Origin of the sequence: Mesorhizobium sp. M0601, assembly GCF_040320845.1 — a bacterium.
In the GTDB taxonomy this organism is placed as follows: Bacteria; Pseudomonadota; Alphaproteobacteria; order Rhizobiales; family Rhizobiaceae; genus Mesorhizobium.
This window is the reverse complement of sequence record NZ_JAMYQK010000012.1, coordinates 82,942-97,551: the sequence shown is the minus strand read 5'-3', so window position 1 is coordinate 97,551 and position 14,610 is coordinate 82,942. Positions and strand designations below refer to the sequence as shown.

Genomic DNA, 14,610 nt, shown 5'->3' with positions numbered 1-14,610 from the left:
GTGATAGTCGCGTTTTGGATGAAGTCGTTGCCGGCCGAGGAGGCCAATCAGATCGGCCAACAGTGCCGCCGCCCGGCTTAGTTAAGAAACCCAATGAACCGTCCGGCGAAAAGCACCGACGTCCACAGCACCAGCGAAAGCACCGCCAGGACGGTCGCGACCCCGCCGGCCGGCTCCTCACCTGCGCGGCGCACGAAGACAAGAAAATTGGCGCCGGCGAGAACGATCAACGCCATCTTGGCGAGGAAAATCGGCATCGCCGCATACTCGCTCGCCCTCACCGAAAACAGCAGCGACCCCGTGACCAGCGCGCCGCCGAACGCGCTCAACGCGGTGCGGCGCAGCAGCGCGACGAACGCAGCCTGCGGCAGCGAGCGGAAGGCGCCCAATATCCTGAGGTCCATGAGCCAGACGCTGGTCAGCAGCGCGCCGATCGACATGATGTGGAGCGCATTGATTACGGGATAGGCGACGAACGAGGCCTTCAGTCCCCGCACCAAGGCGAGTTGCTCGATGCCGGCGAACAGCCCGTCCATTCAGGCCGGCGGCACGCGGTCGGGATAGACATCATAGGTCTTGCCGCCGACGATGATGCGGACTGCCTTCATGCGTTTTTCGTTTTCGTCGCGCGAGCGGTTGCCGATCGCGGTCACCTCGTCGCCGACCTTGGCAACCTCCTCGGTGAAGCCGGCGGCGATCGTGCGGGACGGCGGCGCCATCTCCACCCGCCAGGCCTCGCCCTCGGCGTCGACATCCAGCGTGGCGTGCGGATTGCCGATATAGATGGCCGTTATCTTGCCCCGGAGTTCGAAAAACCCGTCCTGCGTCCACGACCAGCCGTGATGGGCATAGGCCGCGGTGCCGGCGGCAAGGATCACCGCCGCCGCCAGCATGACGCTCCGGTTGAAAGGTGACAGCATCGCTCGTCTCCTCGGTTCCGGCATTAGAGGGTAGGTCAGCGCGCCGCAGCGTCAAATCACATGAGGGCCTTTTGGTTCGCTGCGCTCTACAGCCATGCTCACAGCATGGATCCCAGGGTCTGCGCTCCCGCTTCGCGTTCGCTCCGCCCTAGGACGACGAAGCGAGGGGAGGTTTCCAGCCAATCTCCAACGTCCGCGATTGGCCTTTATGCCACTGTGCCCTTCGTCATCCTAGGGCGGAGCAGGAGCGAAGCGACGTCGCGGAGACCCTAGGATCCATGCCGTTACCTCCGAGCGTCGCAGCCTCTGCTGAACATCGCCGCACTTACCGAGGCGCTTGCCCCGACCGCTCACGCCGCCCAATCGACCTCGACCATCCCCAGCCGCTGATAGAGCCTGACCGCAGCCGCGTTCTCGACCGTATTGGTCTTGAGGTCGACATGTGCCGCGCCCCTTGCCTGAAACACCGCAAACGCGTGCCGCATCAGTGCCTCGGCGATGCCGTTGCCGCGCGCCTCCGGGTGGACGGCAAGATCCTTGACGAAAGCCCGCGTCCAGCAGAGCGCCGCGCCCGCCAGCCGGCCCTTGTCGTCGATGACCAGGAAACACAAAGCTGGGTCGAATTCCGCGCCGGCCGAAATGCGTGGCCACCATTCGTCGAACGGCCCGTCGGCGCCGTCGTCAAACACCGCGGTCAACAGCGTATGCAAAGCGAGTGCATCGGCGGCTTCGAAGCCGCGCATGAAAAAACCTTCGGGCCAGCGCGGCGCCAGAAGCGTGTCGTCGAAGATCTTGCGCAGGCGGATGTCGTTTGGTGCCGGCGGGCGCGGCTCAGGCATCGGGCTGCATGCGGCGGCGCAGGCTATCGCTGCCGAGCCCGGTTTCGCCCAGCATCCCCTTGCGCTTGGCGTCGTAATAATAGCCGCTCTGGTAGAGCCGGTCGGCGCGCTTGGGGTTGCCGCCTGAGACCAGCCAGGCGCCGCGCAGATATTTCACCGCATATTTCAAATTGGTCTCGGCGTCGAACAGGCCGCTCGCCGGCCCGTCATAGCCCATGCCGCGCGCCGTCGCATGCTTGATCTGCATCAGCCCCCAATGGCCGTGATTGTAGGCTTTCGGGTTGAACGTGCTCTCGCGGTTGACGACATGGCGCACCAGATCGACCGGCACCTGGTAAAGCGCGGAATATTTCTCGATCAGCCGCTCGATCTCGCTGCGGCCGCCGGCGTTGGACTGACCCTCGGCGGGGTCGGTCGCGGCCAGAACGGCCGGGTTCTGCGGCACCGTGTAGGAAACCGGCTGAACGCCGGGCATGGCCGCGGTCTGTTGGGTGACCGGCATGGCGACGGCTGGCGTCGCGGTAACAGGCAGGGCATTGGCGGTCATGACGGTGGGGGTAGTTGCCGCCAGCGGCGTCGGCCCGGCAAAGGTGGCGGCCGGCTCGATCGGCAGCGCCGCTGTCTGGGCGACGCCGGACGGCTCCGGCAGCACCGAAACCGTGTCGGGCAGCGCCAATGTAAAGCCGGCATCGGTATTGGCCGTATTTTCGGTGAAGGCCGGCGTCGGGGTCACCGGCGAAGTCGAGGTGCAACCGCCGAGAGCGGCCACGGCCAACACCGCCGCAAGGACGGAAAAGAGGAATTTTGCTGGCAAGCGGCGCTCGGGTCCGGTTCGTCGGGTGTTAAGAAGTCCTTACACCAGCATCTTTCCCCGGGCAATCCGCGGTAGCCGGTGGTTTTCGGGTGGCGAGCCGGGCCGCGAAATGCGATATTGTTCTGGATTTGTACTTCGAAGGATTCCGGAAAGGAGCACGCCATGCACGCCTCTCATGCCACCGCCGGCCACGCGGTCTTCGAAACCGTGCTCGGCTTCATGGGCATCGCCTGGAGCGATGCCGGACTGACCCGGCTCTGCCTGCCGCAGCGCAATCGCGACGCGGTCGAGCGCCGGCTGCTGCGCCATGCCGCCGCCGACCAAGCAGCGAAGCCCGAGCCGCAATGGGTTGCCGAGCTGATCGCGTCGATCAAGGCCTATGCCGCCGGCGAGGATATCGATTTCTCCAACGTGCCGGTCGATCTCAGCGGCGTCGACGAGTTCCGCCTGGCGATCTATGACGCGGCGCGAAAACTCGCCTTCGGCGAAACCACCACCTATGGCGAATTGGCCAAACGCGCCGGCCATGCCGGGCTGGCGCGCGAAACCGGTGCCGCACTCGGCGCCAACCCGGTGCCGCTGGTCATCCCCTGTCATCGTATCCTTGCCGCCGGCGGCAAGATCGGCGGCTTTTCCGCCCCCGGCGGCTCGGCCACCAAGGAAAAGATGCTGGCCATGGAAGGCGTGCGCGTCGGCCCGCCGCCGCCGGCGCAGGTGTCGTTCGGGTTTTAGCTGTGCTGATATTCAGGTGATGCCGGTACCCCGGCGCACCCATCTCGACCAGCCTAATCCGGAAGCAGCCGCCGGCGGAAGCGCCGATCGAATTCCACCCGCTTGCATTTATAGACGGTGCACGAATTCGTATCGGCACTCGGCACGGAGGCCCGCGCCCTGACCTCGCCGATGTCGCAGAATTGCTGGCTCCGCACGTAGCGGTCGTAGAGCGCCAGGCCCGGCACACGCGCCGATCTGTAGCGCAGGATGACCGCGCCTTCGCGCGCGACCGTCGCCTGCACCCTGCCGCAGCTCATGCGGGTCGGGTCGTAGCGCGAGACCGCCTGCGCCTCGGCGGCCACCAGCGTCAGGCAAGCGGCAAGCAGAACGATTTTCATGTCCCTCTCCCCAAAACCCGTGCCCGAAGCTGTCGCGATCCTCCCGCGTCAGGCGCGCAGCGACGACGCTCTCACGCGATTGGGGCGGCCGTTGGGCAGCGTTGCCGCCGCGCCATTTTCCGCCCCGTCTTGTTTTTTGCGCGAAGGCATATTATATGCGGTCCATTGATATTTCGGCCGATCGATCCGGGCCTCGCGATATTCGCGTTTGCTGACGTTCTATCTCCAAAATCTCGATACAAACCGGCTGGGTTTCGGCCCAGTCAAACTAAAGCAAACGTAAAGGACTATCGAAATGGCAACAGGTACGGTCAAGTGGTTTAATTCCACCAAGGGTTTCGGCTTCATTCAGCCTGACAGCGGCGGCGCGGACGTTTTCGTTCACATCTCCGCAGTCGAGCGTGCTGGACTGTCGACCCTGGTGGAAGGCCAGAAGATCAACTTCGAGATCGAGCAGGACCGCCGCACTGGCAAGTCGTCCGCTGGATCTCTGAGCAAGGCAGCCTGATTTTGCGAATGGCGCGCGCCCGGCGATATCCCCGGGCGCGCGGGAAGTCACGGATGTACTGGCGGTCGCGCGAGAAGCGCGCCGGAGCGAAAGACCCCGACAAGCCGAAGCAGCAGATTGCTGCCGGCCCGGCCAAAACGCTCCCGATCAGGCTACCAAGCATGGGAAGGCGGGATTTTGTCCCGCCTTTTTGCTGTCTGGATTCCAGTGAACCGCTGCCTTGGGCCTATAGTCCCACTTTGTGGTGTTTTTGGCCCAATGTGGTACTATTGATTCATGAGCAAGCTTGAACAGATTGAGAAATCCGTTGCCGAACTAAGCCCCGAAGAGCTGAGAGCGTTTGCCGCATGGTTCGAGGCGCTGCAGGCCGACATGTGGGACCGGCAGATCGAAGCCGACGCCAAGGGCGGCAGGCTGGACAAGCTTGCCGAGCAGGCCTTGGCTGATCATCGCGCCGGCCGGACCCGGCCTCTGTGAATCATTTTGCTACTCCCTCGTTTTGGGAGGCCTACGCAAACTGCCCTCGTTAATCAGAGCAAAGGCGAACAGACGTTTCGCCAAACTGAATTCTGACCCGTTCCACCCGTCGTTGCATTTCAAACAGGTCGGGCGCTACTGGTCGGCGCGGGTTGATATCAACTACCGCGCCGTGGCTGTTCGCGACCACGATGACGTGGTCTGGTTCTGGATAGGCACCCATTCCGAATATGATCGCCTGCTGAAATAGCCGCGCGACCATTCACGTCATCGGCCGAGGGCCGCAAGCCCGACCTCCGGAGCGAGCCGCGAAGCGCCGAGAAGCGTGACTAAGGCAGCCACTCCAGCGGCACGTGCCCCGGATCGGCCTCGACCCTTTTCAGCCAGGCGGCAACCGCCGGATAGGCGTCGAGCTGAAACCCGCCCGTCTCGGCCGTATGCGTATAGGCATAGAGCGCGATGTCGGCGACGCTGAGCGCATTGCCGGCGAAGAAGCTGCTCCCGGCCAGGTGCTTGTCCATGACGCCGAGCGCCTTGTTGCCGCGCTCCAGCGTCAGGGCCAGCCGCTCCGGCGTCGCATCCTTGGCTCTTTCAGGGAAGGTCAGCAGCGCCCTGCGCACGGCGATATAAGGCTCATGGCTGTATTGCTCGAAGAACAGCCACTGATAGGCCAGCGCGCGTTCGTATCTGTCCGCCGGCAGAAACCGCGTGCCTTCGGCGAGATAGAGCAGGATGGCATTGGATTCGGCCAGCCGGCGGCCGTCGTCGAGTTCGAGCAGCGGCACCATGGCGTTCGGGTTTTTCGCGACATAGTCGGGCTTGCGCGTGTCGCCGGTGTGCGAGCTGACCTCGACATTGGTGAAAGCGATGCCGAGCTTGGCCATCAACAGGCGCGGCTTGTAGCAATTGCCGCTGTCGATCATTCCATAGAGTATCATCGGTGCTCCCCCTTGCTCGCAACCACCCGTCTCAGGGCTTGATCCAGCCTCTATCGCGGCAGCGGCGGCTTCATCCAGTGATTTGTTTTGGCGTAACCATCAGCGCCGCTGATGCATTTCAGGATATATCGAGATTCAAGTCAGGCCGAGCCGAGAAGGGTGGGTTCCGAGAACCGGAGCGGAGCGTACTTTGGGTACGTGAGCACCGGAAGCGCAGGAAACCGCCATTCGCAGGCCGGCATCACTTGAATCTCGACATATCCTAGCCGAATAGGGGGATGACGTTATTGTCCCTGCCAAGCAGCCTGTCGATCGACAGCGGCTCCTCGTCGAACAGCGTACCGGCCAGCGCCGGCCGGGCAAGGTAAAAGCCCTGCAGCAGGTCGACGCCGCCATCCAGCGCGACGCGCAGATGCGTGGCGTTCTCGACGCCTTCGACCAGCACCTTGGCGCCACGGTCGTGCAGCGTCGAAACCAGCGGCCGGAAAAACCGCTCGGCGGCGGCATGGCGGCAGAATTCTGCGAACCAGGTGCCGTCGATCTTGACGATGTCGGGCTGCACCAGTGCTACCCTTTCTTCGGTCGAATGCCCGGTGCCGAAATCGTCGATGGCGATGCGGACGCCGTCGCGCCGCATCTCGCGCGCCAGGCTGACAAGCACCTTGTCGCCGGCCGCCTGCTCGGTAATCTCGCAGACCAGCATGCCGGGATGCGGGCCGAAATCCGTCAGATGCCTGGTCATCAGCCTGATTTCGGCCAGCGCCCGTGCGGGGTCATCGTTGATCAGCGGATTGTAGTTGAAGAAGAGGTCGAGCCCGTCGACGCCGATGTTGCGGAAGTTGCGCAAATGCAGCACCCGGCACATGGTTTCGACAAACAGCCGATCCGCTGCCGGCACACCTTCGAAGAAGATTTGCGGCGCCACCGGCCTGCCTGCACGGTGCGGCTCGATCAGTCCCTCGACCGCGACGGCGGCGAGAAACCTGCCGCGCGGCGCGAAGACCGGCTGGTAGGCGCTCCTCAGCCGGAATGCGCCGTAGACGCCATATTCGATGCCGACCTCGTCGGCAAAGATCGCTTCGCCGACCTTGCGCCGCATGTCGGCCCGCCCGGTCACGATGCCACCCTGCGGCCAAAGGCCCGCATCGGCCGCCGCGATGGCGAAACGGCCGCGGGAACTTTGTCCTTATCGGGCGACACCGCTGATGCCTGCCCGGCCTTGTCGAAGACGTGAAAGCTGGTCGGTGCAAGCTCCGGGCGTGCCAGCACGAAGCCTTGCACCATCGAGGCGCCCGACTTTTCGGCGAGCTCGAGCTGCCAGCCCGTCTCGATGCCCTCGAATACCGTACGGATGCCTTGCTCTTCGAAGCTGGTCACCATAGCGGTCAGCAAGGCGAAGCCGGCACCGGACTCCATCAGCGTCATGATCCAGTCGGCGTCGAACTTGACGATGTCTGGCCTGAGTTCCTTGATGCGATTGATGTCGGATTCGTCGGCGCCGTAATCGTCGACGGCAATGCGCAAACCATTGCCCCTGAGCGCCTCGACGAAATTGTAGAGCGTTTCCTGCGACGCCGATTTCTGCTCGGTGACCTCGCAGACGACACGGCGCGGATCGATGTCGGCCTCGTGCAGCACCAGCCGCATTTCGCGCAGCGCCTTGTCGGCGATGCTGCGGTCGGTGAACACCGATGGATCGAAATTGATGAAGATGGAGGCGTCTCGCGGCAGGCAGGCGCCGGCGTTCAGAAGGTGCAGCGTCCGTGTCAGCGCCTCGATATGCAGGCGGTCGACCGCCGGACAGCTGTTGAAGAAACTCATCGGCGGCTGCGGCTCGCCTTCGCGGAACGGCCGGATCAGCCCCTCGAACGCGACGACGGAAAGCTTGCCCTTGTTGAAGGCGAAGATCGGCTGGAACGCGCTTTGCAGCGTATAGACCCCCCAGACACCGCTGGCGGTGCCGTCATCATGGCGGATGATATGGGCAAGCCCGATGCCGCGTGTCACGGTTCCTCGCTATGCGAGACTGGCGGACCGGCCACGGTCCTGCCGTTCAAGCTTTTACCGATCGTTGATGAATTTATTGTTGCCAGCATTGCGCGCTGGCTCATTCGACAATGCCTGCGCTGGGCTTGCGCTTGACCAGATGATGCGACATGAGAGGCGCCGCGGCGCCTTCGCCCGCCGGTCCTTTCTGGAGATATCTGTCATGGCCTTTCTTGCCGACGTCCTTTCCCGCGTAAAGCCTTCCGCGACCATCGCGGTGACGCAGAAGGCGCGCGAGCTGAAAAACGCCGGCCGCGACGTGATCGGGCTGGGCGCCGGCGAACCGGACTTCGACACCCCCGATAACATTAAGAACGCCGCGATCGAGGCCATCCGCCGAGGCGAGACGAAGTATCCGCCGGTATCCGGCATCGTGCCGCTGCGCGATGCGATCGCGAAAAAATTCAAGCGCGAGAACAATCTCGACTACCGGCCGGAGCAGACCATCGTCGGCACCGGCGGCAAGCAGATCCTGTTCAACGCTTTCATGGCGACGCTGAACCCCGGCGACGAGGTGATCATCCCGCGGCCCTACTGGGTGAGCTATCCCGAAATGGTGGCGATCTGCGGCGGCACCTCGGCTTTTGCCGACACCTCCATCGACAACGGCTTCAAGCTGACGGCGACCGTGCTGGAAAAGGCGATCACGCCGCGCACCAAATGGCTGTTGATGAACTCGCCGTCCAACCCCTCGGGCGCCGCCTATACCGAGGCGGAGCTCAAGGGCCTGGCCGACGTGCTGTTGAAGCACCCGCATGTCTGGGTGCTGACCGACGACATGTACGAGCACCTGACTTATGGCGACTTCGTCTTCAAGACCATCGCCGAGGTCGAGCCGAAGCTCTATGAGCGCACGCTGACGATGAACGGCGTGTCAAAGGCCTATGCCATGACCGGCTGGCGCATCGGCTACGCGGCAGGCCCGGTGCCGCTGATCAAGGCGATGGACATGATCCAGGGCCAGCAGACCTCCGGCGCCTGCACCATCGCCCAATGGGCGGCGGTCGAAGCGCTGAACGGCCCGCAGGATTTCATCCCGAAGAACAAGGCGATCTTCCAGGGCCGGCGCGATCTCGTCGTCTCGATGCTCAACCAGGCGCGCGGCATCACCTGTCCGTCGCCGGAGGGTGCGTTCTACGTCTATCCCTCCTGTGCCCAGCTGATCGGCAGGAAGACCAAGAGCGGCAAGGTGATCGACAGCGACGAAACTTTCTGCTCCGAACTGCTCGAGGCCGAGGGCGTGGCGGTTGTTTTCGGCTCGGCCTTTGGCCTCGGCCCGAACTTCCGCATCTCCTACGCCACGTCGGAGGCTCTGCTCGAAGAGGCCTGCACCCGCATCCAGCGCTTTACCGCCGCGCTGGTCTGAGACGTTTCAGCCGCCATACTGCTCGTCGTTCACCTTCTCCAGCCAATCGACATGCACACCCTCGAGCGCCTCCTGCATGGCGATGTGGGTCATCGCCGATTTGGGCGCGGCGCCGTGCCAGTGCTTTTCGCCGGCCGCAAAGGAGATGACGTCGCCGGCCCTGATCTCCTGCAGCGGCCCGCCCCAGCTTTGCACGAGACCGGCACCGGATGTGACATAGAGCGTCTGGCCGAGCGGATGCGTGTGCCAGTGGGTGCGGGCGCCGGGCTCGAAGCTGACCAGCGTGGCTCTGAGCCGCGCCGGCGCCTCTTTCTCGATGATCGGCGTCTGCAAAACCCGGCCAGTGAAGTATTTTTCCGGCGCAACAATCGTCGGCACGCTGCCGCAGGCAATGATCTTCATCGTCGCAAATCCTCGATCAATCCAGTGTCTTAGACCCTACCACTTTCGTCCGATGCCGGCTGCATCTCCTGCCGGCTGCGGGCAAAACGCGGCCAGAACAGACCGGTCCGCGTGCGGTAAGCGTCGTAGGCATCGGCCAACCTTGTCCGCGAAAATTTTCGCTCTTCGTCCAAGGCCGCGATCACGTAGATCGTAACGATGCCGGCGACCGGCACCACCGCCCAGACCGACCAGGTCGCGATACCCCATCCGATCCAGAAGATGATGTAGGACGTGTAGAACGGATGCCGGACATGGAGATAAGGGCCTTCGGTCACCAGGCTGTCGGGATTGTCAGGATCGAATGCGAACCGCAGCCCCGCCTTGCGGGAGACCGAGATCGCCCACCAGAACAGCGCCGAGCTTGCCAGTTCGATGGCGAGCCCGCCGATCTTCGCCGCCACCGGCTGCCGCTCGATCCACAGCAGCGCAAGAAAGAACAGCGCCGTGCCGACCACGACGGCCGAAATGATCATCGCGCCTTGAGACATGCTCGGCGACTGGAAATGCGCGCGCATCGACCAGGCATATTGGCCGAGCGTCGCGATGCTGCTGATCGAGACGAGAAGGTCGAGTGTGGATTCCATCATCAGGCTCCGGGGGTTAGCTGTGGTGGATTCGTTCATCATACCCGGCAGAAACCCAGAAATCATTTCTTAACCACCGTTCTAAACAACATGGTGACCTCGGCATGCGATGTTGACCTTGAGACAATCCCAAGGTCCAAACCAGATATGGCCGTTTCCCATCGCACGATCCGCACGCCGCAAGCGGATTTGCGCCTCAGCCAGTCGTCGGGACCCGGCATCCCGCTTGTCCTGATCCACGGCTCGGGCAGTTCGCGCGCCGTATTCGCCCGCCAGTTCGACAGCCCGTTGGCCGCTGCCCATCGGTTGATCGCTTTCGACCTGCCCGGCCATGGCGAATCGTCGGACGCCCGCGATCCGGCGACGGACTACACCATCGCCGGCCTTGCCCAATCGGCGGCTCAGCTCCTCGATGCCTTGGGCATCGGCCGCGCCGTCGTCTTCGGCTGGTCGCTTGGCGGGCACGTGGCAATCGAACTCGCGAGTTTTCACCGCGCCGTCGGCGGGCTGATGCTGACCGGCGCGCCGCCGGTATCGAAGGGTCCTTTCGGCATGCTGCGCGGCTTTCACGCGCATTGGGACATGCTGCTGGCGTCCAAAAAGACGTATTCCGAACGCGATGCCGAGCGCTTCGAGACGCTGTGTTTCGGCGACACCGCCGATCCGTCCTTTCGCCAAGCCATCCTGCGCACCGACGGCCGGCTGCGCGCCGCGGTGACGCGCGGCATGCTCACCGGCAAGGGTGCCGACCAGAGACAGGTGGTCGAGCAAGCCGCGTTTCCGGTCGCTATCGTCAATGGCGAGAACGATCCGTTCGTCCGGCTCGGCTATTTTGAGACGCTCGCCTACGGCTCGCTGTGGGAGCATTGCCACATCGTCTCCGGCGCCGGGCATGCGCCTTTCTGGGAGCGTGCGGACCTGTTCAATCCGTTGCTGGCGCGCTTTGCCGAGACGGTGGCGGTGCAGCGCGTGGACGCACCCCCGCTGGCGTCGCGCCTGACCGGCACCGGCTGAACCGGCCCCAACTTCAAATCCCTTCAACTTCAAATCCCTTGCCCTCCCGGCCTGCCCGTGGGACGATGCCCTTTGGGTAGGTGGCAAATTGAAAAAAGCCTCGCCCGCGACGGCCGACAGGCCGGCCGCCGCTCACAGGGAAACGCCTGAGTGGAGGTCAGCCATGGGTACTCGCGCCGGAGGACGACGCACGGGACCGAAATGCATTGCCATAGTCGGTCCCTTCGCAAGCGGTAAGACGACACTTCTCGAAGCCATACTCGCCCGTACAGGCGCCATTCCCCGCCAGAATCCCGTTTCGTCCGGAAATACCGTTTCCGATCATTCGCCCGAGGCGCGCGCTCACGGCATGAGCGTCGAGGCGACCTTCGCCACCACCGATTTCATGGGCGAGCCGTTCACCTTCGTCGATTGTCCCGGCTCGATCGAATTCTCCTTCGAAGCCGAGCCGGTGCTGGCCGCCTGCGACGTCGCCGTGGTCGTTGCCGAGGCCGACGAGAAGAAGATCCCTGCCCTGCAGCTGATCATGCGCAAGCTCGACGAGCTCGGCGTGCCGCGCATGCTGTTCCTGAACAAGGTCGACAAGGCGATAGCAGGTGTGCGCGACACGCTGAAGATGCTGCAGCCGGCAAGCTCGGTGCCATTGCTGCTGCGCCAGATCCCGCTGCGCAAGGACGGCGTCGTCATCGGCTCGATCGACCTCGCTCTGGAGCGTGCCTACATCTACCGCGAATATGCCGAGAGCGAGGTCGCCCAGATCCCGAGCGACGACAAGGCGCGCGAGCTCGAGGCGCGCTTTTCCATGCTGGAGACACTCGCCGACCATGACGACCGGCTGATGGAGCAATTGCTTGACGAGATCGAACCGCCGAAGGACGCGATCTTCGACGACCTCGCCGCAGATCTGCGCGACGGCACGGTGACGCCGGTGCTGATCGGCACCGCCGAGAAGGGCAACGGCGTGCTGCGCCTGTTGAAGGCGATCCGTCACGACGCACCCGACATCGCGGCGACGCGCCAGCGTCTCGGCGCGCCCGATGGCAATGCCACCGTGGTCCAAGTGATGAAGACCATCCACACCGCGCATGGCGGCAAGCTGTCGGTGTCGCGCATCCTGTCCGGCCAGGTCGCCGACGCCGCCGAGCTGTTCCTTCCCAGCGGCGAGACGGCAAAGGTCTCCGGCATCTACAAGATGCTCGGCAAGGACCAGGTCAAGCTGACTTCGGCCAAGGCCGGCGACACTGTGGCGCTCGGCAAGCTGGACGCCGTCAGGACCGGCCAGACGCTGAGCTCGACCAAGGGCGGCATCAAGCCGCTGGTCACGCTGGCGCCGCCGCAACCGGTCTTCGCCTTCGCGCTGCGGCCGAAAGAGCGCAAGGACGAGGTCAAGATGTCGGCGGCCATCCAGCGCCTGGCCGAGGAAGATCCCTCGCTCAACCTGCATCACAACCAGGATTCCGCCGAAACCGTGCTGTCCGGTCATGGCGAGATGCATCTGCGCGTCGTGCGCGAGCGGCTGGAAGGCAAGAACCAGATCCCGGTCGAAGGCCATGTGCCGGCCGTGCCCTATCGCGAGACGATCCGCAAAGCGACGCAGCAGCGCGGCCGCCACAAGAAACAGTCGGGCGGCCACGGCCAGTTCGGCGATGTGGTGCTCGAGATCAAACCGCTGCCGCGCGGTTCAGGCTTCCAGTTCACCGATACGATCACCGGCGGCGTCGTGCCGAAGACCTACATCCAGTCGGTCGAGACCGGCGTGCGCGATTACCTGAAATCGGGCCCGCTCGGCTTCCCGGTCGTCGATGTTGCCGTCAACCTTTCCGACGGCTCCTACCATGCGGTCGATTCCTCCGACATGGCCTTCCAGATGGCGGCGAAGCTGGCGATGAAGGAAGGCATGGCCGCGTGCTCGCCGGTGCTGCTGGAGCCGGTGATGAAGGTCGAGATCGTCACGCCGTCGGATGCGACGTCGAAGATCATCGCTCTGATCCCGCAGCGGCGCGGCCAGATCCTCGGCTACGACGCGCGGCCCGACTGGCCGGGATGGGACGTGGTCGAGGCGACCATGCCGCAGGCTGAGATCGGCGACCTCATCATCGAGCTGCGCTCGGCCACTGCGGGTGTCGCCAGCTACCGGGCCGTCTTCGACCACATGGCCGAACTCACCGGCCGGTTGGCCGACGAAGCGCTGAACGCCAACGGCAAGGCCGCCTGAGCTGCCCTTGCGGCCCAACAGGAAACGGCGCCCGGATGACCCGTGCGCCGTTTCTTGCGGACCGTCTTCGTGGGAGGCGAAACGGCAGGTCCGCCGCATGCTTGCCGCCGGTGTTTTGGCGGAGGAAGGTTCGGACGCGGTAGCTGCCTGAGCCCGGGTCGTCCGAGTGATGCCCCCATCCCCCGGACGAGCCACACCGCGTCCTATGCTCTGCTTAATCGATTTGGCGCGCCCGCGGCATGTTACCCGAGGTTACATGTCACTGTTACGCGACCGTTCCGGCCGATTTTCTGGCGATGTGTTGGTTTCGGGCAACAAAAAAGCCGGATCAATGAAGACCCGGCTGAGTTTGATTGGAAGTGCCTGTTAAGGCTAACCTCCAGAGGGGAACACTCGAGAGCGCTAATGGGAGGAGAACGCGCTCAGGAGATGATCTATATATGTGCTCTTCATGCCCAAGAAACAAGCATCTATTTTGCAACACTCACATGCAAAAAGGCGCCGGCTGTGGTCTAATCCGTCCCGAAGCGCAATAGGACCAGTTGAATCGCTGAAATACAGCCTGCGGCAAGGCAAAAATCGATCCGCGGCCGCGAATCAGCAGCGATTCCTGCTCGGAAAGTCGAAAAACGCAGGATGACGTGGAATCGTGCAGCACGCGTTTGTTTTTTCGGCAGCCAGACCTTGCTGGTGCATGCCGCCCAAAAGCCCGCCATCGAGCTTGACCTGAGGTGCGGCGGCTTGGGTTACGTGCCGGACAAGACCTGAAGCGCGTTGCAGGAGACCGTTCAAGGCCGCGCCCGTAAGGAGAGCTATATGCGAGCCACTTCGGCGATCGCCGGCAGCGTCATCTTTCTTGCTGTAGCGCCCGGCGTGGTCGCCGGACTGTTGCCTTGGCTGCTGACCGATCGCTATCGCCTGCCCTGGTCGAGACTGCCCGGTTTCGTTCCTGTGGGCTGGCTGCTGGTTGTCGCCGGCACAGCCATACTGCTGCACGCCTTTGCCCGGTTTGCCCTGGAGGGTCGGGGTACGCCCGCCCCGGTCGCGCCGACCGAGAGGCTGGTCGTCGGCGGCATCTACCGCCATGTCCGCAATCCGATGTACGTCGCCGTGCTGTCGATCGTCCTCGGCCAGGCACTGCTGTTTTCGAGCTGGACGGTCGCCGCCTATCTAGTCATCGCCGCGGCCGCCATGATCTCCTTTGTGAGACTATACGAGGAACCGACGCTTGCCCGCCGCTACGGTGACGAATACGAGGCCTACCGCCGTGCCGTACCAGGCTGGCTGCCCCGCCTGACACCTTGGCGCGGCTGACGCAGGCTCCAACGCTGCG

At 63.8% G+C, this 14,610-nt stretch carries 17 protein-coding genes; 7 read left to right on the top strand and 10 right to left on the bottom strand.

From position 1 onward, the window contains the following. Positions 1-77: 77 nt before the first annotated feature. The 4 genes from NKI41_RS14185 to NKI41_RS14170 all read right to left on the bottom strand — a co-directional run bounded on the left by NKI41_RS14185 (position 78) and on the right by NKI41_RS14170 (position 2,573). Complete coding sequence (locus NKI41_RS14185; protein ID WP_352683581.1) at positions 78-536, bottom strand: hypothetical protein; 459 nt, start codon at positions 534-536, stop codon at positions 78-80. Further along, a complete protein-coding gene (locus NKI41_RS14180; protein WP_352683579.1) occupies positions 537-920 on the bottom strand; it encodes a DUF6152 family protein in 384 nt (127 codons plus the stop codon). A 350-nt stretch (positions 921-1,270) separates the two neighbouring features. Further along, positions 1,271-1,759 carry a GNAT family N-acetyltransferase gene (locus NKI41_RS14175; RefSeq protein ID WP_352683577.1) on the bottom strand — a complete coding sequence of 163 codons (489 nt, stop codon included), beginning with the start codon at positions 1,757-1,759 and terminating at the stop codon, positions 1,271-1,273. Beyond that, positions 1,752-2,573 carry a transglycosylase SLT domain-containing protein gene (locus NKI41_RS14170; RefSeq protein ID WP_352683575.1) on the bottom strand — a complete coding sequence of 274 codons (822 nt, stop codon included), beginning with the start codon at positions 2,571-2,573 and terminating at the stop codon, positions 1,752-1,754. Before NKI41_RS14170 ends, NKI41_RS14175 begins: the two co-directional genes overlap by 8 nt. A gap of 162 nt (positions 2,574-2,735) precedes the next feature. Here NKI41_RS14170 and NKI41_RS14165 point away from each other — a divergent pair, with 162 nt between their 5' ends. After that, complete coding sequence (locus NKI41_RS14165) at positions 2,736-3,305, top strand: methylated-DNA--[protein]-cysteine S-methyltransferase (RefSeq protein WP_352683573.1); 570 nt, start codon at positions 2,736-2,738, stop codon at positions 3,303-3,305. Positions 3,306-3,358: 53 nt separating this feature from the next. On the opposite strand, the gene NKI41_RS14160 is transcribed toward NKI41_RS14165, so the two are convergent. Then, positions 3,359-3,685: a hypothetical protein gene (locus NKI41_RS14160; RefSeq protein ID WP_352683571.1), complete on the bottom strand. Its 327-nt coding sequence runs from the start codon at positions 3,683-3,685 to the stop codon at positions 3,359-3,361. 295 nt (positions 3,686-3,980) lie between these two features. Here NKI41_RS14160 and NKI41_RS14155 point away from each other — a divergent pair, with 295 nt between their 5' ends. Continuing rightward, positions 3,981-4,193 carry a cold-shock protein gene (locus NKI41_RS14155; RefSeq protein WP_023678332.1) on the top strand — a complete coding sequence of 71 codons (213 nt, stop codon included), beginning with the start codon at positions 3,981-3,983 and terminating at the stop codon, positions 4,191-4,193. Between the two features lie 276 nt (positions 4,194-4,469). Beyond that, a complete protein-coding gene (locus NKI41_RS14150) occupies positions 4,470-4,670 on the top strand; it encodes a hypothetical protein (protein WP_352475039.1) in 201 nt (66 codons plus the stop codon). A 329-nt stretch (positions 4,671-4,999) separates the two neighbouring features. Here NKI41_RS14150 and NKI41_RS14140 read toward each other — a convergent pair whose 3' ends face one another. From NKI41_RS14140 to NKI41_RS14130, 3 genes are all read right to left on the bottom strand, one after another. Next, entirely contained in the window at positions 5,000-5,608 is a 609-nt protein-coding gene (locus NKI41_RS14140; protein WP_352646486.1) for a glutathione S-transferase family protein, read from the bottom strand. A 262-nt stretch (positions 5,609-5,870) separates the two neighbouring features. Beyond that, positions 5,871-6,725 carry an EAL domain-containing protein gene (locus NKI41_RS14135; RefSeq protein WP_352683569.1) on the bottom strand — a complete coding sequence of 285 codons (855 nt, stop codon included), beginning with the start codon at positions 6,723-6,725 and terminating at the stop codon, positions 5,871-5,873. Next, a complete protein-coding gene (locus NKI41_RS14130) occupies positions 6,722-7,615 on the bottom strand; it encodes an EAL domain-containing protein (protein ID WP_352683567.1) in 894 nt (297 codons plus the stop codon). Before NKI41_RS14130 ends, NKI41_RS14135 begins: the two co-directional genes overlap by 4 nt. A gap of 202 nt (positions 7,616-7,817) precedes the next feature. Here NKI41_RS14130 and NKI41_RS14125 point away from each other — a divergent pair, with 202 nt between their 5' ends. Continuing rightward, a complete protein-coding gene (locus NKI41_RS14125) occupies positions 7,818-9,020 on the top strand; it encodes a pyridoxal phosphate-dependent aminotransferase (protein WP_352683565.1) in 1,203 nt (400 codons plus the stop codon). Between the two features lie 6 nt (positions 9,021-9,026). Here NKI41_RS14125 and NKI41_RS14120 read toward each other — a convergent pair whose 3' ends face one another. Together NKI41_RS14120 and NKI41_RS14115 are read right to left on the bottom strand one after the other, a co-directional pair. Beyond that, positions 9,027-9,422 carry a (R)-mandelonitrile lyase gene (locus NKI41_RS14120; protein ID WP_023678338.1) on the bottom strand — a complete coding sequence of 132 codons (396 nt, stop codon included), beginning with the start codon at positions 9,420-9,422 and terminating at the stop codon, positions 9,027-9,029. 29 nt (positions 9,423-9,451) lie between these two features. After that, the gene (locus tag NKI41_RS14115) at positions 9,452-10,051 is read right to left on the bottom strand and encodes a methyltransferase family protein (RefSeq protein WP_352683563.1); all 600 of its coding nucleotides are present in this window, start codon (positions 10,049-10,051) and stop codon (positions 9,452-9,454) included. Between the two features lie 144 nt (positions 10,052-10,195). Here NKI41_RS14115 and NKI41_RS14110 point away from each other — a divergent pair, with 144 nt between their 5' ends. From NKI41_RS14110 to NKI41_RS14100, 3 genes are all read left to right on the top strand, one after another. Continuing rightward, positions 10,196-11,062 (top strand): alpha/beta fold hydrolase, encoded by an 867-nt coding sequence (locus NKI41_RS14110; RefSeq protein WP_352475048.1) that lies wholly within the window; start codon positions 10,196-10,198, stop codon positions 11,060-11,062. Between the two features lie 163 nt (positions 11,063-11,225). Continuing rightward, positions 11,226-13,277, top strand: a complete 2,052-nt coding sequence (locus NKI41_RS14105; RefSeq protein WP_352683561.1) for an elongation factor G — start codon at positions 11,226-11,228, stop codon at positions 13,275-13,277. An 816-nt stretch (positions 13,278-14,093) separates the two neighbouring features. Further along, entirely contained in the window at positions 14,094-14,591 is a 498-nt protein-coding gene (locus tag NKI41_RS14100; RefSeq protein ID WP_352541068.1) for a methyltransferase family protein, read from the top strand. Positions 14,592-14,610 lie beyond the last annotated feature (19 nt).

What these genes read in the sequence shown, in the direction of transcription:
- NKI41_RS14175 (WP_352683577.1), bottom strand. Translation starts at nt 1,759, where the DNA reads ATGCCTGAGCCGCGCCCGCCGGCACCAAACGACATCCGCCTGCGCAAG.
- NKI41_RS14180 (WP_352683579.1), bottom strand. Translation starts at nt 920, where the DNA reads ATGCTGTCACCTTTCAACCGGAGCGTCATGCTGGCGGCGGCGGTGATC.
- NKI41_RS14160 (WP_352683571.1), bottom strand. Translation starts at nt 3,685, where the DNA reads ATGAAAATCGTTCTGCTTGCCGCTTGCCTGACGCTGGTGGCCGCCGAG.
- NKI41_RS14155 (WP_023678332.1), top strand. Translation starts at nt 3,981, where the DNA reads ATGGCAACAGGTACGGTCAAGTGGTTTAATTCCACCAAGGGTTTCGGC.
- NKI41_RS14100 (WP_352541068.1), top strand. Translation starts at nt 14,094, where the DNA reads ATGCGAGCCACTTCGGCGATCGCCGGCAGCGTCATCTTTCTTGCTGTA.
- NKI41_RS14185 (WP_352683581.1), bottom strand. Translation starts at nt 536, where the DNA reads ATGGACGGGCTGTTCGCCGGCATCGAGCAACTCGCCTTGGTGCGGGGA.
- NKI41_RS14150 (WP_352475039.1), top strand. Translation starts at nt 4,470, where the DNA reads ATGAGCAAGCTTGAACAGATTGAGAAATCCGTTGCCGAACTAAGCCCC.
- NKI41_RS14105 (WP_352683561.1), top strand. Translation starts at nt 11,226, where the DNA reads ATGGGTACTCGCGCCGGAGGACGACGCACGGGACCGAAATGCATTGCC.
- NKI41_RS14125 (WP_352683565.1), top strand. Translation starts at nt 7,818, where the DNA reads ATGGCCTTTCTTGCCGACGTCCTTTCCCGCGTAAAGCCTTCCGCGACC.
- NKI41_RS14115 (WP_352683563.1), bottom strand. Translation starts at nt 10,051, where the DNA reads ATGATGGAATCCACACTCGACCTTCTCGTCTCGATCAGCAGCATCGCG.
- NKI41_RS14120 (WP_023678338.1), bottom strand. Translation starts at nt 9,422, where the DNA reads ATGAAGATCATTGCCTGCGGCAGCGTGCCGACGATTGTTGCGCCGGAA.
- NKI41_RS14165 (WP_352683573.1), top strand. Translation starts at nt 2,736, where the DNA reads ATGCACGCCTCTCATGCCACCGCCGGCCACGCGGTCTTCGAAACCGTG.
- NKI41_RS14110 (WP_352475048.1), top strand. Translation starts at nt 10,196, where the DNA reads ATGGCCGTTTCCCATCGCACGATCCGCACGCCGCAAGCGGATTTGCGC.
- NKI41_RS14140 (WP_352646486.1), bottom strand. Translation starts at nt 5,608, where the DNA reads ATGATACTCTATGGAATGATCGACAGCGGCAATTGCTACAAGCCGCGC.